The sequence below is a fragment of the Ruegeria sp. BG10 genome, from assembly GCF_056538575.1.
Genome location: NZ_JBQFTI010000008.1, coordinates 1 through 18,499, shown reverse-complemented (window position 1 = coordinate 18,499; position 18,499 = coordinate 1). Strand labels below are relative to the sequence as shown.

23 protein-coding genes are annotated in these 18,499 nt (G+C 55.4%); 5 read left to right on the top strand and 18 right to left on the bottom strand.

Going from position 1 to position 18,499, the window contains the following annotated elements:
• Nucleotides 1-53: 53 nt before the first annotated feature.
• The 14 genes from ACR0D8_RS20585 to ACR0D8_RS20520 form a co-directional block, all read right to left on the bottom strand.
• Nucleotides 54-887 carry a TraB/TrbI/VirB10 family type IV secretion system protein gene (locus ACR0D8_RS20585; RefSeq protein ID WP_480649392.1) on the bottom strand — a complete coding sequence of 278 codons (834 nt, stop codon included), beginning with the start codon at nucleotides 885-887 and terminating at the stop codon, nucleotides 54-56.
• 11 nt (nucleotides 888-898) lie between these two features.
• Entirely contained in the window at nucleotides 899-1,579 is a 681-nt protein-coding gene (locus ACR0D8_RS20580) for a hypothetical protein (protein ID WP_480649390.1), read from the bottom strand.
• Nucleotides 1,579-2,391 (bottom strand): TrbG/VirB9 family P-type conjugative transfer protein, encoded by an 813-nt coding sequence (locus ACR0D8_RS20575; protein WP_480649388.1) that lies wholly within the window; start codon nucleotides 2,389-2,391, stop codon nucleotides 1,579-1,581. Before ACR0D8_RS20575 ends, ACR0D8_RS20580 begins: the two co-directional genes overlap by 1 nt.
• Nucleotides 2,391-3,035, bottom strand: a complete 645-nt coding sequence (locus tag ACR0D8_RS20570) for a VirB8 family type IV secretion system protein (RefSeq protein ID WP_480649386.1) — start codon at nucleotides 3,033-3,035, stop codon at nucleotides 2,391-2,393. Before ACR0D8_RS20570 ends, ACR0D8_RS20575 begins: the two co-directional genes overlap by 1 nt.
• Before the next feature lie 17 nt (nucleotides 3,036-3,052).
• Nucleotides 3,053-4,108, bottom strand: coding sequence for a TrbL/VirB6 family protein (locus ACR0D8_RS20565; RefSeq protein WP_480649384.1), 1,056 nt, complete (start codon nucleotides 4,106-4,108; stop codon nucleotides 3,053-3,055).
• Nucleotides 4,105-4,605, bottom strand: coding sequence for a hypothetical protein (locus ACR0D8_RS20560; RefSeq protein ID WP_480649383.1), 501 nt, complete (start codon nucleotides 4,603-4,605; stop codon nucleotides 4,105-4,107). Before ACR0D8_RS20560 ends, ACR0D8_RS20565 begins: the two co-directional genes overlap by 4 nt.
• Entirely contained in the window at nucleotides 4,602-5,348 is a 747-nt protein-coding gene (locus tag ACR0D8_RS20555) for a type IV secretion system protein (protein ID WP_480649381.1), read from the bottom strand. The genes ACR0D8_RS20560 and ACR0D8_RS20555 overlap by 4 nt, the downstream gene beginning before the upstream one ends.
• Nucleotides 5,348-5,485, bottom strand: a complete 138-nt coding sequence (locus tag ACR0D8_RS20550; RefSeq protein ID WP_480649380.1) for a hypothetical protein — start codon at nucleotides 5,483-5,485, stop codon at nucleotides 5,348-5,350. Before ACR0D8_RS20550 ends, ACR0D8_RS20555 begins: the two co-directional genes overlap by 1 nt.
• Nucleotides 5,482-7,773: a VirB4 family type IV secretion/conjugal transfer ATPase gene (locus ACR0D8_RS20545; RefSeq protein WP_480649378.1), complete on the bottom strand. Its 2,292-nt coding sequence runs from the start codon at nucleotides 7,771-7,773 to the stop codon at nucleotides 5,482-5,484. Before ACR0D8_RS20545 ends, ACR0D8_RS20550 begins: the two co-directional genes overlap by 4 nt.
• 67 nt (nucleotides 7,774-7,840) lie before the next feature.
• Nucleotides 7,841-8,119 (bottom strand): VirB3 family type IV secretion system protein, encoded by a 279-nt coding sequence (locus tag ACR0D8_RS20540; RefSeq protein WP_152460684.1) that lies wholly within the window; start codon nucleotides 8,117-8,119, stop codon nucleotides 7,841-7,843.
• A 3-nt stretch (nucleotides 8,120-8,122) separates the two neighbouring features.
• Entirely contained in the window at nucleotides 8,123-8,404 is a 282-nt protein-coding gene (locus tag ACR0D8_RS20535; RefSeq protein ID WP_480649376.1) for a hypothetical protein, read from the bottom strand.
• Nucleotides 8,401-9,084, bottom strand: a complete 684-nt coding sequence (locus ACR0D8_RS20530; RefSeq protein WP_480649374.1) for a lytic transglycosylase domain-containing protein — start codon at nucleotides 9,082-9,084, stop codon at nucleotides 8,401-8,403. Before ACR0D8_RS20530 ends, ACR0D8_RS20535 begins: the two co-directional genes overlap by 4 nt.
• Before the next feature lie 465 nt (nucleotides 9,085-9,549).
• Nucleotides 9,550-9,963, bottom strand: coding sequence for a thermonuclease family protein (locus tag ACR0D8_RS20525; RefSeq protein WP_480649373.1), 414 nt, complete (start codon nucleotides 9,961-9,963; stop codon nucleotides 9,550-9,552).
• 51 nt (nucleotides 9,964-10,014) lie between these two features.
• Nucleotides 10,015-10,371 carry a hypothetical protein gene (locus ACR0D8_RS20520; protein WP_480649371.1) on the bottom strand — a complete coding sequence of 119 codons (357 nt, stop codon included), beginning with the start codon at nucleotides 10,369-10,371 and terminating at the stop codon, nucleotides 10,015-10,017.
• A 155-nt stretch (nucleotides 10,372-10,526) separates the two neighbouring features.
• On the opposite strand from ACR0D8_RS20520, the gene ACR0D8_RS20515 reads away from it, so the two are divergent.
• From ACR0D8_RS20515 to ACR0D8_RS20505, 3 genes are all read left to right on the top strand, one after another.
• A complete protein-coding gene (locus ACR0D8_RS20515; RefSeq protein WP_480649369.1) occupies nucleotides 10,527-11,249 on the top strand; it encodes a hypothetical protein in 723 nt (240 codons plus the stop codon).
• 367 nt (nucleotides 11,250-11,616) lie between these two features.
• On the top strand, nucleotides 11,617-12,885 hold the full coding sequence (locus ACR0D8_RS20510; protein ID WP_480649573.1) for a helix-turn-helix domain-containing protein: 1,269 nt from the start codon (nucleotides 11,617-11,619) through the stop codon (nucleotides 12,883-12,885).
• A gap of 208 nt (nucleotides 12,886-13,093) precedes the next feature.
• Nucleotides 13,094-14,047, top strand: coding sequence for a helix-turn-helix transcriptional regulator (locus tag ACR0D8_RS20505; protein ID WP_480649367.1), 954 nt, complete (start codon nucleotides 13,094-13,096; stop codon nucleotides 14,045-14,047).
• On the opposite strand, the gene ACR0D8_RS20500 is transcribed toward ACR0D8_RS20505, so the two are convergent.
• Nucleotides 14,020-14,352 carry a hypothetical protein gene (locus ACR0D8_RS20500; RefSeq protein WP_480649365.1) on the bottom strand — a complete coding sequence of 111 codons (333 nt, stop codon included), beginning with the start codon at nucleotides 14,350-14,352 and terminating at the stop codon, nucleotides 14,020-14,022. The genes ACR0D8_RS20505 and ACR0D8_RS20500 overlap by 28 nt on opposite strands.
• Before the next feature lie 2 nt (nucleotides 14,353-14,354).
• Complete coding sequence (locus ACR0D8_RS20495; RefSeq protein ID WP_480649364.1) at nucleotides 14,355-14,984, bottom strand: TetR/AcrR family transcriptional regulator; 630 nt, start codon at nucleotides 14,982-14,984, stop codon at nucleotides 14,355-14,357.
• 79 nt (nucleotides 14,985-15,063) lie between these two features.
• On the opposite strand from ACR0D8_RS20495, the gene ACR0D8_RS20490 reads away from it, so the two are divergent.
• A complete protein-coding gene (locus ACR0D8_RS20490) occupies nucleotides 15,064-15,945 on the top strand; it encodes an NAD(P)-dependent oxidoreductase (RefSeq protein WP_480649362.1) in 882 nt (293 codons plus the stop codon).
• 18 nt (nucleotides 15,946-15,963) lie between these two features.
• Complete coding sequence (locus ACR0D8_RS20485; RefSeq protein ID WP_480649360.1) at nucleotides 15,964-16,860, top strand: haloalkane dehalogenase; 897 nt, start codon at nucleotides 15,964-15,966, stop codon at nucleotides 16,858-16,860.
• 424 nt (nucleotides 16,861-17,284) lie between these two features.
• Here ACR0D8_RS20485 and ACR0D8_RS20480 read toward each other — a convergent pair whose 3' ends face one another.
• Both ACR0D8_RS20480 and ACR0D8_RS20475 read right to left on the bottom strand, forming a co-directional pair.
• A complete protein-coding gene (locus ACR0D8_RS20480; RefSeq protein ID WP_480649358.1) occupies nucleotides 17,285-17,929 on the bottom strand; it encodes a class I SAM-dependent methyltransferase in 645 nt (214 codons plus the stop codon).
• On the bottom strand, nucleotides 17,916-18,499 hold a 584-nt coding region (locus ACR0D8_RS20475), incomplete at its 5' end, for an MFS transporter (protein ID WP_480649356.1). The genes ACR0D8_RS20475 and ACR0D8_RS20480, both read right to left, overlap by 14 nt.

Below are 18,499 nucleotides of genomic sequence, written 5' to 3'. Positions count from 1 at the left end.
ATGCTGGCAGCGGCCGGAAAGACCGCTGAAGCGGTCATTTCGATGTCTCGCGCTCAGAAGCTATCGAACACAACGTCGCGCTGCAGGATGGCGTTGATGCGACTGCCCTGATCGACAAAGATTGTCGGAGTGATGCGCAGATATTCATCAAGCGCCGCTGCCGTGGCGTTCTGCAGGTTTGAACCCACCTGCGTTGCCAGATCAGTGCGAACCGAGTTGTTGCTATCGTTGTCAGACACCAGCGCGACAGGCGCAATGCCGATGATGGACAACAGCGCAGCAGTTCCGAACCGCTTCCCAAAGTGTGTGTTCACCCTGCCGGTCGCACCTGTCCGGCCCTGACCGTCCGTACCAGCCGATCCGATCTGAGCGGACAGGCCGTCAGGCGTGATGACACGGCTCCAAACGATCATGATGCGCGTTTGTGCCAATGTCGTATCCGCTCGATACTCGCCATAGAGCTTCGACCCGCGCGGCAGAAGCAAACGAGTGCCGTCCATCGAGTAGACGCCACGTGTGATCGTCGCCACGACGCTACCGGGCAGTTCCGAGCTGACCGCGCCACCGAACACAGCCGACAAAACCGTGCCTTGCGTTAAGGTGCGCGACGGATCGTCAATGATCGAGGCCCCCACGATGGGCGGATATTCTTCGACCAAGTTGTTTTGCCATGTCGTGTTCGGGTTTTCCTGATAGCCGCGCTGTTCTTCAGGCAGGCGGGTGTCATCTGGCTGGACTTGAACCGGCTGTGGCGCAGCGGGGAAGGGTTGGAAAATGACCGGCTGCGATCCGCTGTTAATCGGCTCGTAGTTTTGACCGGGTGCTTCCTGTGCCATCGCGCTTGACGCCAACGTGACCAGGGCGAGGGTGATTGCTGTTCTGTTCATCGTCAGTTCCATCAGTTTCTGCCGTATGGGTTTTCGTCGAACACGATGCCGTCTGACTGATTTTGGCGCTGACGCATCTTCTTCAGTTCTTCGAGTCTGCGCCGCTCGTCATCGGTCAGACCTTGCGCCTGAAGGTGGCTTACACTGGCAAGTGCCCGGGCCTCCGCGTCTGCGATGGCCTGGGTAAGTTCCGTCTGGAACTTCTTCTCTCGCTCATCATATCTGACTTGAAGGCGTTCATTTGTCAGGTTCAGCGTTGCGATTTCACCGTCTTTTTCTGACAGCGAAACTTTGGCGTCCGTCAGCTCGTCTTGCAGCTCAGAAATCCGACCGTTCTGTTGCTCGATAGTTTTCAAGGCTTGTTTCAGCCCTTCGGAATCGACCTGTGGCACTGCTGCCGGTGTTGCTACCGCAATTGTCTCTGGCAGAGCTTCGGGTTCGGGTTCATCGACCTCTGGCCCTCGTACAGTCAAAAGCCCGTATCGCTCGCCGCCACCTTGTTGCAAAGCGTCAACGCGGACACCCGTGTTCCCGCTTTTGCTTTCGTCGCCCAGTACAAACCACACAAAGCCCAGGAACACCGCTCCTGCTACTGCAACGGTAATCAGCTTCTTAGGGTCGAACTTCTTCCGGACACGTTGCGACGGCTGTTCAGCCGCCGCCCGTGCCGCAATTGTTTGATCGCGGTTCATTATTTGCTGCCCCCCGGTTTAACTGTCTGTGAAGTGACGGGCCGACCGCTCACACTGGCCTGCTGAAACGCGTCGCCATCGTTTCGAACACAGATCGAAGTGTCCTCGATGCGAAGAGTCCAAAGATCTGAAAGGCCCTGCACCTGGATAATGCCGCGCTCTTTGACTGTGGTGTTCACCATCAGCTCGCGGCCGTCAGGCAGGACACGGAAGATTCCCGGCAACTCCGCATCCTCCGGGATCTGCATATAGGTGTGAACGCCATCATCCCACACGGCGGTGGGCGCGAAGTCAGCTTTGCCCGAGCGCGAGTAGTTTTGGTTCACAAACCGGCCTGTCGGTTTCGGCTCGCTGCGCGCCACCGTGCCACGGCGCGTCGTGGTTCCGCCTTTGTTGTTCGAATAAAACGTGACCCGAAATGGAACACGTTTGCGTTCGGCGGCGCTCTCGGCCGGAACCAGATAGAAGTTGTATGTCCCGCGATTGGTCAGGACGGTCAGGTTTGAATCCGAGTTCAGGATTTCTGGCTTGAACGCAATAACGCGACCTTCCTGCAGGCGGGTGATCTGAAAACTTTCAGTATCGCCCGCACCAATGCTGCGGACGGTTTCGCCTTGCGGAAAGTGAACATAGGTAATCAGGCGTTCACCTACAGGGATGCGGTACACTTGGTTCTCGACGTAATGGAAATGCGTGATGCGATGATCCGCATTCTTTCCGTCTGGCGTCGGTGTGATTTCAGCGAGCAGCGGCGTAGAGAATGCCAAGACTGCTGCGGCGATGGCGGTGTGTGTTTTGAACCTACGCTTCATCAGATGTCTCCCATTGCGTCTACGCGGTAGTTGGTGACGACGAAGCCGAATGGATTTTCGAGAAGTTCATCCATCGACGTCACGATTTTTTCCTCAAACCCGTAGGTCACTGTGACCACGTAGCGGGCTGAGGCAGTTGCTTGGTTCGGCACGATCAAGGACTTGCGGATCTCGACCTGCACCGTCTCATCGTTGACCGGCGAGACGCCCAGAATTTCGGTCTGCACCTTTGTCTTGGGCGTATAGATTTCGTCCGGGTGGCTGTCGTTCGACCCATCCCACAGTTCGCGGTAAGATGTTTCGGCCAGCTCATCAGAACGACGCAGCACCGATTTCAGGCGCTCGTTGTTGTCCTGGACATCATAGGTTTCCCGGTCGCGCACGTAATTTGCGACTTCACGGAACGCCATTGCCTCAGACGGTTCCAGTTCTTCGACCATTTCAGTCAGCAGGACTGGCAGTTTCGTGTCCGGATCAATGGAGAACGGCACCGCGCGGATTTCCTTCAAAGGAAGGAGCAGCGCCCAGCCAATCATAGAGACCACGCCCATTGCCATTCCGACCATACCGAATACCTGCCACTTGAAGGCATCGCGGCGTGCGCCCAGAAAGAGTTCTTTTTCGTGATCTGTCACGTGTGACATTTGCTCTAAACCTCGGTTTATGAAGATCTGTTGGCACGAGCTTGTTGGATGCTCTGCCGATAACGGTCAGCGGAGTAGCTCTGGCGAGCTGCCCCATCCTGATTGCGGGCTCTGTGTGCTATGTCCCGACGCGCTTGCATTGCGCGAGACGCGCTGTCACGAACGCCAGTCCCATCACGTGCTGCGGAAGCCATCGCTGCTGCGGTTTTTCCACCGGCCACTGTACCTCTTGCGCCATCGCTGGCAGTGCCCAACGCACTTCTTGCGGCAGCGACGGCACCGGTTGCCACGGCAAGACCCGAGGACGCCGCCACGATTGCACCCGACATTCCCCCAGCGAGCGACGGGATCTGCGTAAGCATCACGATTGACACAATGCAGATCGCCAAAAAGCGGCCACTGGCCTCCATATTGTTCACATCCTCAACAGCGGTCAGTTCGGAGCTGAAAAGGGCCTGAATAAGAGAAACGATGCCCGTCAGAACGACGATGACCATGATCAGGCCAACAGTCGTTTTCGCCCAGGCTGCGAAGATATTGGCTGTTGCCGAGCTGAGCAGCGTTGCGATGAAAACAGGCGCTAGACCCAGCAGGACCGCCAGACCGCCTTTTGCGATCAGCGCCATACCGGTGCCAAAAGCAACGATGACAGCACCAACAACCCAGAGAATAGCCCCGGTGATGCTCAGACCCCAGGTTGCGTTTTCAATAGCCTGCTGGCCCATCAAGAAACACTGAAGCGCAATGTCATCGAGTGCTTCCCAGACATTTGTTGTGCCGGTCAATTCTCCGGCAATCGTGTCTGGGAGGCTCGAAATGCCCTGATAAATCGGTTGAAAGAAGCTCCAGCTAGAAGCCATACCAATGATGATCGTCGCCCGAATGATCCAGCCGACATAGCCACCAAACCCGATTTCTCGGATTTGAAGCACACCGTTGATCAGCATTGCCACGAAGATCAGCGCGGCTATCGCCCAGAGGGCGGATGCTAGATCCGCCGCCAGGCTGTTGTATGCTTGCTGCGAGAAGTAATTAAGCGCAGCCTCAATCGAGCTGACGAAATCTTGGATCACGGCCCACAAGCCTCCTCAATTGCAGGGCGCAGAGCTTCCAGACGGGTCCGTTGCTCTTTTTTCAGCGCGCCAAGATTGTCGGACGGTTGGGTCCAAAACTCGTCTTGGTCAGCTCCGACCTTTCGGGCGGCGTCCTCACGGCTCAAACCGCCCAACGGACATTCGGTGCTGAAGGTCTCGCCAGATTTGCGTAGATTGCATTGCTCGATGGTGGCCTCGTGCGCAGCGATGACCTGTTCATTCAGGATCACCACCGACCAGTTGGTCACAAGAGGCTGCTTGTCTGCGGATTGGCCCGCTTCGGCCATGCGTGCCTGATCGTCTTTGACGAATTGACGACCGTACTCACGCGCGCCCGAGTACCCAAGGCACTTACGATATTCACCGAACGGCATATCGACCTTGGGTGATGGGCGCAGCTTCACCTGTGCCGATGCAACCCCCGACATAATGGCGGCGGCTGCAATGGTCAGGATGAGAGTTGAGCGGAGTTTCATTGTGAGGTTCCTCTTACATAGTTGCTGAGTGTCGAAAGATCGGCAGCGTTTGCAGCCAGATCCGTGCCCGAGGCCAGAGCATTAGCCGAGGTTGCGCGCAAGATTTCAATTTCAACTTGCAGGAGTTTCAGGAGAACCGCCGTGTTATAGTCGATTGCATCCTTCAGATCTTCTTGCTGACCGATTTCACCACGCAGCTTTTCGGCGTCTTCGGAGAGTTTGCCCGCCATGTCATAGCCCTGTTCGCCCAGAGCGGACGCCATCAAGCCAGCGCCACCTCGCTCCGAGAGAATGCGCCGGGCTGGCACGTCTGACGTACTGAATTGTTTAAGGATTCCATTGTTCAGCCCCAGGCTGATTGATCGGCGTTCCATCGCGAGCCCGGCGACGCCTGGAAGATCGCCGATCGTATCTTCGGTCGCGTCCAGTGCGTAGCCGAGCGTGTCAGCAGCAGTCGCTAGTTTCAAAAAGCTGCGGCTGTTGAACTCGTCCAAATCTGTCAGACCAGAAATGGCCTTGAACGAGCTCTCCAACATCGCGCGCTGCTGCTCGAGCTTCTCATATTGTTGCATCAGCTGTTCGTATTGGCGGACCATTTCCGCGACTTCGCGGGCCGAATTCGCGGCGTCCTGTGCAATGGCTGTGGCGTCGATGGTCGGAACACCTTGGGCCGACGTCATGACGGGCAGGGCCGCCAGAACCGAAACGGCAAAGGTTGTCCGCAATTTCTTTGAAATATTCATCAGACAAGCTCCAAGTTTTCAGGGGGGGTCATGTGCTCAAAGTCGCAGGCGCATTTGCTACGATAGCCCGAATAGGTGCTGGTGCAGGCCGAGACGGCGGCCAGAACAACAAGGGCGATTACAAGGCGAGTTTTCATGTGATTTCCTTCCAGAAGTTGGGGTTTTGTCGCCAATCAGGATCAGGGAACGAATTTCCGTCTGATCCGCTCAGAACACGGAGAAGCGGGCCGAGAGCGCCGACATCGACATCGAGCCAAACACTCTCATCACCTTTCTTCATGAGCATTACGCGGTCGCCAAAGTGCGCCCTCAGCGCGCCCAGCTCTGAGTTGTTCAATCCGATTGCCCGGTAATCCGCTTCATTGCCGGATCGAGAGGGGAATAAGAGTTGTGTGCTGGTGTTTTCCAGTATCGACTTACTTGCCGCTGACGACAGGATGTGATCGGGGATCTGCGTCATCATCACCATCATGACGTTCAGCTTCCGATACGTGGTGTAAGCGTTCTTGAGAATTTCTGCGCCGTAGGGGTTGCCTGCGATCACCCAGGCTTCATCAACCACAAAGACAGTGGGCACTTTCGCAGCACAACGGCGCTCGATCTGGCGCATGACGTAGCTGATCCATGCCAACCGGACCAACTCGTCATCCAGAACCTCGGAAATATCGAACACAAGATGCCGATCGTCAGAGGCAAAAGGATCTGTGCCACCCTCGCCAAACATCCATGACAACCGCCCGTCGCCCGCCCATTCACTCGCGCGTTTGAAGAGGTCTTTGCCATCATCAAAGGCTCTGAACCGGTCCATCAATGAAGCGAAACTCTGTAACGCAGGTGGCAGGGTCGCGTTGGCTTGGCAGGCGCGTGTTATCTCGTCCTTTTGATCTGCGGTCAGTTTTTCGTCATAGCTCAATAAGGCAATGACCCAATTCGCCAGCCAGCTTTGACCGGCCTCATCCGTCTCCGTTTGAAACGGGTTCATGCCAGTGGGTTCGCCTACCCGGACGCGGGTGTACTGTGCGCCGAGCGCCCGCATCGGAGCTTCCATTGCCCGGTCTTTGTCAAAAGCAATGATCCGCGCGCCCTGTGCCACCGCCATTGCCGCCAGCAGCATCGCGATCACAGTTTTACCAGATCCGTTCGGCCCCAGAACGATCGTATGGCCGGGGGGCAGGTTTTCAGCGTCTTTGCTGGTCTTGGGAAGGTGCAACGAAACATCGTAGCTGTCCCCGTGCGTCGTCGGGAAAGTCGCCAATGGCCCCGGCCAGGGCAGTTTTCCAGCGTCCAAACCTTTAGGGCGCATGTGGAAAGCAACCATGTCTGCAAAGTTCTGGTCCGTGATCAGTTCTTCACGGGCGCGGAACGCGAAATTGCCGGGATGCTGCGCGAAGTACACCGCACGGGCCGACATCGCTTCGCGCTTCACTGTGCCGCCTGAAATCTGGATTTCACCGATAATGTGTTTTTCGGCGGTTTTCAGATCTTCCTCGTTCCCAAACACGCAGATCGACAGGTGGTGCTTCCCGAGTGACATGGTGCCGGAGGCAATGCCGTCCGCCAGAATGGACAAATCCTCTTCAAGCGACTTCGCTTTGTCGCCTGCCGAGCGCATTTGTCCCGACTTGCGGCGTTCCATTTCCTGCGCCTGGGCGCGGCTGATCGGCAGGAAGGATTGCGAAATCACAACATCAACCGGCAGGTCCAGCCCGTCGAAAATGCCGGGGAACGAAGCCATCGGGTAATTCTTCAGGGAATAGACACGGATGGAGCGTTCCTGATCGTCGCCCGTGACCAGTTTGCCGGTCTTGCCCTGAAACAGCACATCCTCTTGCGGCATGTTGAAGGCGATGGGTTCTGCAATGTTCGTGTGAATGATCGGCTGATACCGACCGTTCAACAGCATTCCATAATAGCCGAGCCAACGCCCCTCGCTGAGTTTCAACCGGCGCACACGGGCCTCACCCAGCGTGCCCGCCAGTGTTGTGAAAACACCGTCGAGCTGTTCCATCATTTCGCGGCGTTCCTCGTCTATCGTTCCAGACGACATGCCGAAGATCTGTTTTGCACGCTCATCCTGCCGCTTTTGGAGAATGGCGCTGATGATGATCTTGCGTTCTTTCAGCTCTGCATCGACGGACGCCGAGCGCATGGCCTGCGCCACTGCACCGGCAAAGCCGGTTGGATCTGTGATGACATGACCCGTCTCAGCCGGGACGGTCAGTCGATGAACATAAAATGCCACCTCATTGGGTGTTGTGCGCAACACACGCTCAAACCGTTCGGCCAGGAACTCGAACTCGTTTTCGGTCAGCGTGTTTGCATTAATTCCGGTGATTTCTGCAGCGGAGATAAGGCCACCGTTGCGCGTGGAAATAACCTCATCGTCCACGACATAGCCATACGGCAACATCTGAAAGAGGCTCATTTCATCCTTGCGCCAGCTCGGCTCGATCAACGAGCGGGCAAGAGTCCACATACCTTGGGCAGCAGGCTTAGGCACTATAGTAATCTCCCCCATGATGCTGGCGGTTTTTGGTGCGCGGAGTTTTGGAAAGGGTTACGGACAGGACGCGGAAGAAAGCCGGTTCCCATTCGTAAAAGAGGCGAAGCCCGGTGTAGAAAACAAAACCCGCAATGATTGCTGGTGCTATCCCGAACATGAAGAACGAAAGCATGGTCATCCCGAGGATCACCAGCAGATAGATCACGGGTAGGCCGCCCCATTCTGCGGGGCGGCTCAGGCCGCGAAAGACCGTATTGCGGCGCGGCATCAATCAGGCTCCGATGAATGTATCAGCGAGGCCGATAACAGCACCGACGACGATAGCGATTACAGGGCCTTTCAACGAACCCCAGCCGAACACATAGGCGAGACAGCCCCAGATGAAGCCGACAGCGGCAAGGCTGACGCCAACGACCTTCGAGTCGGCCAGCGTTTCGTTGATGAAATCGCCAATGGCATCTTGCAGCCAGCCAGCGGAGGCGGGCGCTGCAGTGATGATGAACGCAGTGATCGCGAAAAACGCCATCTGCTGGTAGAAGTGATTTCTTTTCATGAGGAAGTGCTCACTTTGCTTAGGATGATCCGCACGTAGTTGCGGGTTTCGGTGAAGGGGGGGACGCCGCCGTATTCGACGACGCGGTGAGGCCCGGCGTTGTAAGCGGCAAGCGCTAGCTTCCAGGTTCCGAACTCGCGGTACTGCGCCGCCAAATAGCGGGCACCACCGTCGAGATTTTCTGCAGGGTTCTTTGGATTCACGCCCAGGTCTTTCGCCGTTCCGGGCATGAGCTGTGCGAAGCCATAGGCACCCTTGGGCGACAAGGCATCAGCCCGATACCGGCTTTCCTGCCAGACCAGTGCCATGAACAACTCGGCCGGAATGTCGTGCCGTTTTGCCGCTGCATGGATTTCTTTGACGATCCGCTCTTGCGACCAGCCGCCCGAGGATCTGCGAGGCCGCGGTGCCTTGCCCGCAATCTCGATCTTTTCCTGTGGCTTGGCCTTCGGCGCTTCCGGTTTTTCGTCAAGCGTGTATTCACGCATCCGGATTGGGCGAACGACGCCATTGACGATTTCTGCCCGCACACCGTTCAGAAACACGCTGCCATCCGGCTCGTATTCGATGACCTGGGCATGGACATCCGTTCCGAAAGTCGCCGTCAAGGACGCCAAAAACGGCCAAACGGCGTTGATCCGACATCTGTTTTTGGTGAGGCTTGTGATGGAGTTAGTCACCAATTTGATCTCCAAATTAGGTCAAAAGTTTTTACATAATTACTATTATGGAGTTCGATTTCGGATCATCTGAGCAGCAGGAAATTGGATGCCGGACACAGCACTGAGCCCTTCGCGGGCTTCGTAGACAGCCAGCGTTCAGCTTGGATCAATCAGCCGGAAGGTCTGACCAAAGTGTCGGGGATGTCCTGTTCGGCGCTGTCGCTGGTCAGTGCTGTGCCGTCGCAAGCGCAGACACTTTGTTCAGGGTCGCACCCATTGACTCTGGCGCGGTGCTGTCCGATCTAAGATCGGCATCTAGGGTTACTGTTTTTACCATAGTACAGTTCTCTCTTGATGTTTGAGGAATGCCCGGATGGATTTGGGGCGTTTCTTGTCCTGTCGATTGTTGGCGCAATCGACAGGACCGCTCACTGCTCGGTGGTTTTGTTCCATTTTCTGCAAGTCGTCGCTCAGTCCTTTCGTCTAGCCGCACCAGGACCCGCGTTTGCCGCCCGAATAGGGTCGCGCGAGACCTTCGGATATCAGAGTTTTCCCTATCTCCTGACCACCTGAACGTCCGACCGCGAGGAAACGGTCGTGCACGTCCAAATCTGGTTGGATAACCAATTCTATCTGCCCACTGGTCTGAATGATCTCCGTCAGGCGAACTTTGGCTTTCAGACCCAAAGCTCTCTCGGCTTCACATTGTGCGCGGAAGGTCTCAGGTGCGTCGAAACCAACGAGGCGGTAGCGGTCATCACCGTGGTCGATGGTGTCACCATCTACGGCAATCACCTCGGATAAGCTCAGGGTCTTTGTTTGTTTTGAGGGTTCAATCCAAGCTGCGGCGAAGAACAACAACACGGGTGCAGTGCTGAGAAACAAAAGCCGTTTCATGCGTCCGTCCCAAAAATACAGATTAGCCCGGAGTTTGCAGGTGACCGGAGGTCAGGTTTCGGATTCCGCGTCAAAAGCCCGAGCTGCTTCGAGACCCTCTGGGGTAATCGACTCGATCGTGTAATCTGATTTGACGCAGAGAATGCGCCCGTCGCCAAATTCCTGGTGATGCTTAAAAAGGCCCGGCCAAAGATCGAACTCCCTGGGCTCAGCGCCCGCTCGAGAGATCTTCGACTTGCACAAGGCTCCGACATAGTTCGGCGAGCTGTAAATGCAGTGGTACTTTGGTCGTCCAAGGGAAGCGAGTCCGATAAATTCGTAGCGGCATGTAAAGGGAACCTGATCTTCTTTCAGGCCCCGGACCATCTCGATGGTTACCACAGTGTATTGTCTCTTGTTGTCCGCCATGACGACCCCCTATGGGCCGTCTTCTACATCCAAAAGTTGTGGACTAAAACACAATCTACGTCAATATAAGAAAGTCAGCCAATATACGATATTGGATTGTCAGGCGTATATTGGCCGGATATTGCTTAGGCGACTCGCAAGCAGGAGAAACCATCATGAACCACTCAAAATCCGGAAATCGAGCTCGCGCGAAGGCCCTTGCAGTTGCACTCGCTGCACTGCCGGCCACGCCGGCCAGTGCCTATCCAATTGACTGTGCCATATTCCTTTGCCTCGCCGGAGGTTGGCCAAATTCGCCTGATTGCGTTGCTGCCAAGGCAGAGTTCATTCGGCGCGTCACACCCTATCCGGTCGAACCGCCGCTGCAACTATGGCGCTGTCCGATGAACGCATCACACAGCTCCTCGGACTTGGGTCCTATGGAAAGGCTGGAAGCCATCAAGCGCAAAAGTGCCAGCCTTATTCCTGAGCTTCCATCTGACGAAACCGCTGAGACCTTGGTGGTGAATGCTGCGATCTCCATTGAAGAGATCCAAGCATATCACGACGACTTCGGCGATGGGCTTCAGGCCACCCCGATCAGCGTCGACCTTTCCTCTTCCGATTTCGACGTTGTGAGGTCCATCAGGGTTTGGGAAGTGCGCCACTACAGCTATCGTCGTCGTTCGCGAGAGGGCGACTGCGAGCGTTCGCTTGATCTGGTCGTTGGCAGCTATGATGACAACGTAAGCTTTCAATGGTCCGAGCGCGCTCCTGCCCCAATCCCTTCTTGGCTGCCACTGGGCAATCGCTGTGAACCTCCCAGCTATTTCCGTGGCGTTGGTGTCGAGTGGACCGACATATTCGGGTTCAGTGACTACGAGCTCATCCGATACTGACGTCGTTTGCACGGTGGATGAATGTGTGGCCCTTCAGAAGTCAGTGAACGTGCCAGCCACATTGGCAACCAAGCTGTCTTGGCCAGAGGAACACCCTAATCCCAAAAACAAAAAACCCCCGCAGGGCGGGGCCTCAGCGGGGATCTTCCTAAGTCACGTTTGATCACCTGATTTATAGGAAACTCCCAAATTACTGACAAGGATAAACGCATCAGTGCGAACGGTTTTTCTCTGTCTTTTCGCTGAGGTTCGAGCCGCCTTGCTTCCCCAATGAGAAGCAGACCATGAGACCCCTGAACCAATCCAAATACTCTGCCATGCGAAGCCGCGATGCCAATATTGACAATTGCGAAGGGAAGGCAAAACAATGAGCTTTCGGCACATCTCATCCGCCCGTCACCACGAAAATATACGCTTCCACAACGGCCTTCCCGAGAGCTGGAACCGCGACAGGTTTCGGCAGCTCTGTGTATGCTATGCCCAGATCAGGGGCGCATCGGCCCAGTGTATTCGCACCTTTGAGATCATCATCGAAATGATCTCGCCATGCGCGTTTCGCGACCCGTCCCAGGAACCCTTTTGCTACGCGCGCCAGGAAACACTGATTGCCGGGCGCGGATTGACGGATCGGACAATCCACAATCACGAACGTGAACTGGAAGCCATTGGATTGATCGAGCGCAGGATTGGCGCAAATGGCGCGCGGTGTAAGCGCAAAGGGCTTGGCCTCTTCCTGACCCCAGCCCTAAACCTCATTCCAGAGATGCTCGTAGCGGACGTGCAAAGCAAGGCTGAGAAGAAAGAGCATGACGAGCTGCGCGGGGATCGATCTCGGCTTTATCGATATGTGAAGTGCAGTCTTGCGGTGCTTGCATCACTCCCCTGCCCTCCTGAAGGCATCGACGAAATGATGGGCGCGTTTCGGTCCTGGCCGCGCGCTGACAAGCTGAAAAACATGTCGCTGGATGCTCTCAGATCACATGTTCAGGCGGCTTACGACCTTTGGAGCCGGATCGAAGAGCATGTTGCAAAACCCGGTGAAATTTCGGGTGAACCCGAAGCTTGTTTCGGGTCCCATATACAAGACAAAATTGAAGAAGCAATTCTGTCCTGTAACGCCGATGGCGATGAGACAATGTCCTCGGCTGAAGCCGAGGTACCAAACTGTTCGGGCTCCGGGCCTAACGGCCCTCCGCATTGCTTAGAAAGCAATCATCCAACGGATACTGAACCGCGCAAGACCCAAAAACTACTGCGGGTGAATAACCGTACCCTTTATGAACTGGCATCGTCCGAACTGCGCATGCATATCGATATCGCCGGTGGCGGAGATCAGAATTCCAACCCGTCGCTCTACGCGATTGAGACCGGCGTTTGGTCGCGATTGTCGGAGATCGGCACCAATGCCTCCGCTTGGCACGCGGCTATTGATCGTCTGACCATCCTGGGAGCGATCCTGGCCGGGTTGATCACAGACGCGAGGCTGAGCGATCCACGGTTGCCGCCAGTGGTTAATCCGGGCGGATATCTGCGGGGCATGGTTAAGGCCGATGAACGAGGTGAACTGAACCTGATTTCCAGTTTCATGGGTTTGTTGGCCCGAAGGGCGCGGGAGGATGAGGATGGACTTCGCTAGGATACGAGATCGTTGCTCCAACACTGCTCGTTGGTATGTTGCCAGCTTTGCAAATTCATGCGCCTCACCGGCAAGATTTTGCTCTGTTTCCGCCTCCAGAACAGAACTGTATACAAATCCATGATTGGCTACGGGAATTCCCGAGTGGTTTGTTCAGCTTTAGGTTGCTACTGGGTCGCGAGGGCGACGCGGAACAGAAAGACGACCTATGAAAATTGCAGATATTGGCAATTCTGAACTGGATTTCCGGCAAACCGGAGAGGCGCGCCTTCATGAGATATGTTCTAGGTTCGGGTTGGAGAATGCGTCCTATGCCCATATCGACAAACATCACAACGTTGTCCACGGCTGCACCACGTTTTCAGCCGAATGGGTCCGGCACTACGTCGATAACGACCTAGTTTTAGTCGATCCCCTCATTCGGTTTAGCGCCACTATGATCGCACCGATCGACTGGTCAGTATTCGACAACCAGGCTGACTACGCAGCGCTTTTTGAGGCAGCCCGAAAATTTGGCGTTGGACGCAACGGTCTTTCCATTCCGGTTATCAACCCCTTCGGGGAGCGGGGTGTATTTACCGTCACGTCCAATACGCCTCGCCCCGAGTGGGACGCATTGATCACGAGAATGCTCCCTGCCCTACGCCATGAAGCACAGGTTCTGCACCTGCTCGCCCTAGATGTAATTGAAACCGTATTCAACTTTCCCTCGGATTCCCTGTCCGGCGATGAGCTGGATGTGTTGAAGATGCTCGCGTCGGGTTTGATCCCGTCTGTCATTGCCAGGCAGACGGGGCATTCTTCGCGAATGGTGGAGGCACTGACTGCTTCAATCACCACCAAGCTCAAAAGCCGGACGATTGAACAGGCAGTGGCGCGGGCAGTCAGTACTGGATTTCTTAAGTGGAGCGATTTCTTTGCCGACCCTGTGGCCGAACTGGTCAATATGGAAAGTCAGCGATTATGCGGTGGGATTGTCCGTTGGGGTGGCAGGTCTCATGAGTTTATCGCTTTTGAATACGGCAGACTGGTTCGGAACGCTGATAGCTTTCAGCCGGTCCAGATTACGGATCTCGCGAGAGAGTTTGACTTGAGTGCAAACGAGGTGGTCGAGGAACTTGCGTGTAACCGTGATCAAAGGTTGCGGATCAGGTATATCTGAATTCGGCTAAAACGCACTGCTTCGTCTTTGAAAAGACCGCAGGCGCAAGTTTCACATAATTTCGCTTCTGCGTGCTTGGAGTGCAGCAGCCGACTTGCATAGATTCCTTTTGCGCGAGGTTGTTGCGGCAGTCCAGCGCCATTGAAATCAATGGCTTGTCGGAAAACAACAAATAAAAAAACGATCCTTTTCGCCTCATTTTGACTGGTTTCCGCCGTTCTTCTCACAATGGGAGAAATTTCAAGATGCAGACAAAGCGGGCAACGATAGCCTTTTTTTAGTGTCCCCTTTGTTGTTTTGAGCATCGCTAATGCGCTGCCTCTGTCATTTGATTGACCAGGCGACCAATAAGCGAAACCGCATTTTCCAAACTGCTGTCAATTGAGCGCCCGGCGATTGAGTATCCCTCTACATAGGGAATAATAAGCAGCTTAATGTCCTGCAGCGTTTGTTCATCGTGCACATAGGGAAACACTTCTTGGCACAGGATTTCGGCAAGCCGCCGATAGTAACGCTGCAACTCTTCGGCAACTCGTTCATTGCGTGTCGCAATCGCCCAAAGCTCCCGAAACACTGCGCACATGTCCGATAGGTCCTGCCCTTCGGAGAATACGTGCTTCAAAAAGTCTCTGATGCGGTCTTCTGAGATGGTACAATCGCCGGATTGCGCCATCTGCGTGATCTGGATCTCACATGTTTCAAAGTAGTCTTCCACCAGCGCCGCAATCAGAACATCCTTGTCCTTAAAATAATATTGAACGTTGCTCAGCGACATACCCGTTCTGCTCGAAATCGCGCGCATCGTAAGTGATTTGTCGCCCTCTTCGCGCAAGAGCACCAGAGCGGCGTCAAGAATGGTTCTCTCTTTTGGCCTTCGCGTTTTTTTGTTCAAACGGTCTATCTTTCTGCGGTTGGTCACTTGACCTAAAAAACTCACGAGGTTAGATATCCTCTAGGTCTGATGACCTACTCGTGTTCCTTCGGGAATGCAAACCAATCCATTTTGGAGAAAACAAGTGAAACCGACCATAGCTGTCCTCGGGACGGGGCTGATGGGAACTGCATTGGTACGCGCCCTGCTCAAACAAGACTTCCAAGTGTTGGCCTGGAACCGCACGCGGACCAAAGCTGAGCCTCTCGCAAATGACGGTGCGCGGGTCGTGGACGGCGCAATCGAAGCGGTTGACGGCGCTGAAGTCGTCCTTGTCAATGTCACCAATTACGATGCCAGCAAGGACTTGCTGCGCACCGCAGACATGGCACAGCGTCTGAACGGAAAGACCGTGATCGAGTTGACGTCCGGAACGCCCAGCGATGCACGAGACGCGGCGCGGTGGGCTGATGCCAAAGGTTTCAACTATCTCGACGGTGCCCTTCTGGCCACGCCAGACGTGATCGGAACCGAGGAGGCCGCCATTGCCGTCGCGGGCGATGATACTGTTTTTGAAGCCTCATCCGACCTGATGAATGCCATCGCACCAAGCTTTCTCGTTGGGCCCGATGCTGGACAGGCAAACGCATTGGACATTGCCGGCCTTAGCATGATGTGGGGCGCACTCTTCGGAGCGGTCCATTCGGTTGCCGTGTGCCGCTCAGAGAATGTCGATCTATCCACGATCATCGAGTTGCAGGGATCTATGCGCCCCGTCATTAATCACCTTGTCGGCGATTTCCTGAGCCGCAACGCAGAAGAGCGTTTCGACCAAGACGAAGAAACCCTGGCGACCGTCGCCACGCATTATCTCGCGTTGCATCACCTGGTTAGTGTCATGGACGCCCACGGCCTGGACCGATCCGTAGTGGATGGCTACCTCGCACTGTTTGGCAAAGCCAAGGCCGCGGACAAGCTGGCAGCCGACTTCTCCACCATATCACAGTTTATGAAGGTCACGGCCTGACGCCGGGAAGGGACGAAAATGGAAGCTTTGCGCACACCCGATGACCGTTTCGAAAACCTGCCGGATTTCGAATTTGGCCCGAACTATGTGACCGACTTGCCGGGCTATGCAGGCCTACGCGGTCACTATCTCGACGAAGGACCTCGTGACGCAAGTGAGATCTTCTTATGCCTGCACGGCGAGCCCACATGGAGCTATCTCTATCGCAAGATGATCCCGGTCTTTACGGCTGCCGGTATCAGGGTGATCGCACCTGATTGGCTGGGCTTTGGTCGCTCTGACAAGCCGGTCGATGACGACACGTACAACTTTCACTTCCACCGGAACTACATGCTCGCGCTCATCCAGCACCTCGATCTGCAAAACGTTACGCTCGTTTGCCAGGATTGGGGCGGCATCCTTGGCCTGACGCTGCCGATGGAAATGCCCGAACGGTTCAAGCGACTGTTGGTCATGAACACCGCCCTGATGGCGGGTCCGGCCAACAGTCCTGCCTTTGACCAATGGAAGGCGGATATTACCACGAATCCCGATGTACCGCTTGCCCATATCATGCAGAAGTACGAGCCGGTGATTTCAGATGCTGAGGCCGCCGCCTACGCCGCGCCGTTCCCGGACCAGCGTTTCAAAGCAGGGGTTCGGCGTTTCCCCAAGATGGTTGCAATGACCACTGATGCGGAAGGAGTAGACGTCTCGCGCCAAGCGGCAGGCTTCTGGTCCACTGAGTGGACTGGTGAGAGCTTCATGGCGATTGGCATGAAGGACGCAATGCTCGGTCCACCGGTGATGAATTTTCTTCGCACCGTGATCAAAGATTGCCCTGAGCCAATGGAGGTTCCGGACGCGCATCACTTTGTGCAAGAGCATGGCAAAGCTGTCGCTCAGCGGGCTCTGAAACAGTTTGGACTCACATAAGTGTGGGCCCGTCTTTCGTGAATTGACCAAAGTGAATGCTGGCTTCGTTCGGTTCGCAGCATCGGGAGCTATGGGCTCCTAGCGGCCATCCGACGTTTTCGGCCGCGCATGTTCCCCAGCTAAAGGCGCTTCAAATTTGGCTTCGCGGGACATTGCTGCCATCCGCATTTTTACTCCAAATGACCGCAGTCAGCCCAAGCCGAACATTCGAAACTAGACATGGCAAATCCCGAGAAACGCGACCAAGCGCCCAAAGCGGACCTTCCTAGTTAGGCACTGTAGTTCCCAAGATGCGGGCTAAGCTTGCCATTTTCAGTATAGCAATTATTGTCTGTTACATAATTCCTGATGGCCCGAAAGGGATGCAGGCGCGACCCTCTACGTTTGGAACTATACTTGACGTCGACGACCACTCACCTCTCCGTCACGCTGACCTATTCCTCTCCAGAGCAAGTACTGCGTCTGTGACATTTGCTCTTTGACCATCAGGTCCTGTAGCTTCTCGGTGAAAGGGTCCGACAAAAACCTGACGCCACTCGGCTGGATCAAGGCCTATTTCCGCAAGTCGATTTTCGGCCGTGATCTCTGGTTCGCTTGGATCGCTCCATGACCACGGCGCATAGGTTTGGTGCGTAGCGATTAGAAAAAGCCCGGATGGCCGCACCAACGATGCGGCGGCCTGCAAGACTTCCGCGCGCGGAAAATCGAACGGGGTTTGCAGAAAAAGGGCTGAAACAAGGTCGAAGGAACCCATCGGGAAGCTTCTGGACAAATCGTGCTGTTCGAACGTGACACGATCTGTCATTCCGTTCCGGGCAGCGTTTTCTGATGCAATGTCCAAGGCTGCTTTGGAGATGTCGACGCCCAAAACATGCCAACCTTGCTTCGCTAGCCAAACAACGTCGTCTCCTTTGGCGCAGCCCAGATCAAGCGCCTGGCCCGGTGCGAGTCCTTCGGTGAATTGTTCGAGAATCTTTGAAGGAACACCGGATGATTCAGGTGACGTCTTGCCATAGATTTCCTCCCAAAATTCTACAAGCGTTTTCGATCCGAGATCAGGCTGCTGCATGTCCGATTTCCTTCGATGACAGTTTCAATGAGACGAGACTCAGCCCCGCGAAAAGTGCAAACGGAACCCAGAGCGCGACTTTCAAGGCTTCGATGTAAGATAAGGCGTCTGGGGCTTTGCCCAACGCAACGACAAATACTTGCCCAACAAGCGCAATGCCCAAGGCTATTCCGATCTGCTGGAAAGCCTGTAGCGCACCGGAACCTGCCCCGGCCTCGGTTTGTGGCACTTCCTTGAGGACCAGTTGGTAGAGAGCCACGGTGGCTGTACCGACCCCGGCACCAACCAGGACCAAGGGCGGCCAGATCATGAGGAGGGGCACACCGGGGATAACGGCCAGATGCAGCCCAATCATACCGCCAAGCAATGAGACAAGGCCGAGTGTGACACGGCGCTCAAGGAACCGATTGCCCAAGCGACTCGACAGGATAGATGCAGCCATGATGCTGAGGGGGTGCGCAGCGAGAGTAAGGCCAGCACGGTCAGGGGACATCCCAAGCCCGAGTTGCAGGACTATGGCCAAAACCACGATTGGTCCGGCAATTCCAATGAACATGAGCGTGACGATCC

Excerpts from the sequence above, each read along its gene's own strand:
- ACR0D8_RS20585 (WP_480649392.1), bottom strand. The coding sequence starts at position 887 with ATGAACAGAACAGCAATCACCCTCGCCCTGGTCACGTTGGCGTCAAGC.
- ACR0D8_RS20580 (WP_480649390.1), bottom strand. The coding sequence starts at position 1,579 with ATGAACCGCGATCAAACAATTGCGGCACGGGCGGCGGCTGAACAGCCG.
- ACR0D8_RS20575 (WP_480649388.1), bottom strand. The coding sequence starts at position 2,391 with ATGAAGCGTAGGTTCAAAACACACACCGCCATCGCCGCAGCAGTCTTG.
- ACR0D8_RS20570 (WP_480649386.1), bottom strand. The coding sequence starts at position 3,035 with ATGTCACACGTGACAGATCACGAAAAAGAACTCTTTCTGGGCGCACGC.
- ACR0D8_RS20560 (WP_480649383.1), bottom strand. The coding sequence starts at position 4,605 with ATGAAACTCCGCTCAACTCTCATCCTGACCATTGCAGCCGCCGCCATT.
- ACR0D8_RS20555 (WP_480649381.1), bottom strand. The coding sequence starts at position 5,348 with ATGAATATTTCAAAGAAATTGCGGACAACCTTTGCCGTTTCGGTTCTG.
- ACR0D8_RS20550 (WP_480649380.1), bottom strand. The coding sequence starts at position 5,485 with ATGAAAACTCGCCTTGTAATCGCCCTTGTTGTTCTGGCCGCCGTCTCG.
- ACR0D8_RS20545 (WP_480649378.1), bottom strand. The coding sequence starts at position 7,773 with ATGAGCCTCTTTCAGATGTTGCCGTATGGCTATGTCGTGGACGATGAG.
- ACR0D8_RS20540 (WP_152460684.1), bottom strand. The coding sequence starts at position 8,119 with ATGCCGCGCCGCAATACGGTCTTTCGCGGCCTGAGCCGCCCCGCAGAA.
- ACR0D8_RS20535 (WP_480649376.1), bottom strand. The coding sequence starts at position 8,404 with ATGAAAAGAAATCACTTCTACCAGCAGATGGCGTTTTTCGCGATCACT.
- ACR0D8_RS20525 (WP_480649373.1), bottom strand. The coding sequence starts at position 9,963 with ATGAAACGGCTTTTGTTTCTCAGCACTGCACCCGTGTTGTTGTTCTTC.
- ACR0D8_RS20520 (WP_480649371.1), bottom strand. The coding sequence starts at position 10,371 with ATGGCGGACAACAAGAGACAATACACTGTGGTAACCATCGAGATGGTC.
- ACR0D8_RS20515 (WP_480649369.1), top strand. The coding sequence starts at position 10,527 with ATGAACCACTCAAAATCCGGAAATCGAGCTCGCGCGAAGGCCCTTGCA.
- ACR0D8_RS20510 (WP_480649573.1), top strand. The coding sequence starts at position 11,617 with ATGAGCTTTCGGCACATCTCATCCGCCCGTCACCACGAAAATATACGC.
- ACR0D8_RS20505 (WP_480649367.1), top strand. The coding sequence starts at position 13,094 with ATGAAAATTGCAGATATTGGCAATTCTGAACTGGATTTCCGGCAAACC.
- ACR0D8_RS20500 (WP_480649365.1), bottom strand. The coding sequence starts at position 14,352 with ATGCTCAAAACAACAAAGGGGACACTAAAAAAAGGCTATCGTTGCCCG.
- ACR0D8_RS20485 (WP_480649360.1), top strand. The coding sequence starts at position 15,964 with ATGGAAGCTTTGCGCACACCCGATGACCGTTTCGAAAACCTGCCGGAT.
- ACR0D8_RS20480 (WP_480649358.1), bottom strand. The coding sequence starts at position 17,929 with ATGCAGCAGCCTGATCTCGGATCGAAAACGCTTGTAGAATTTTGGGAG.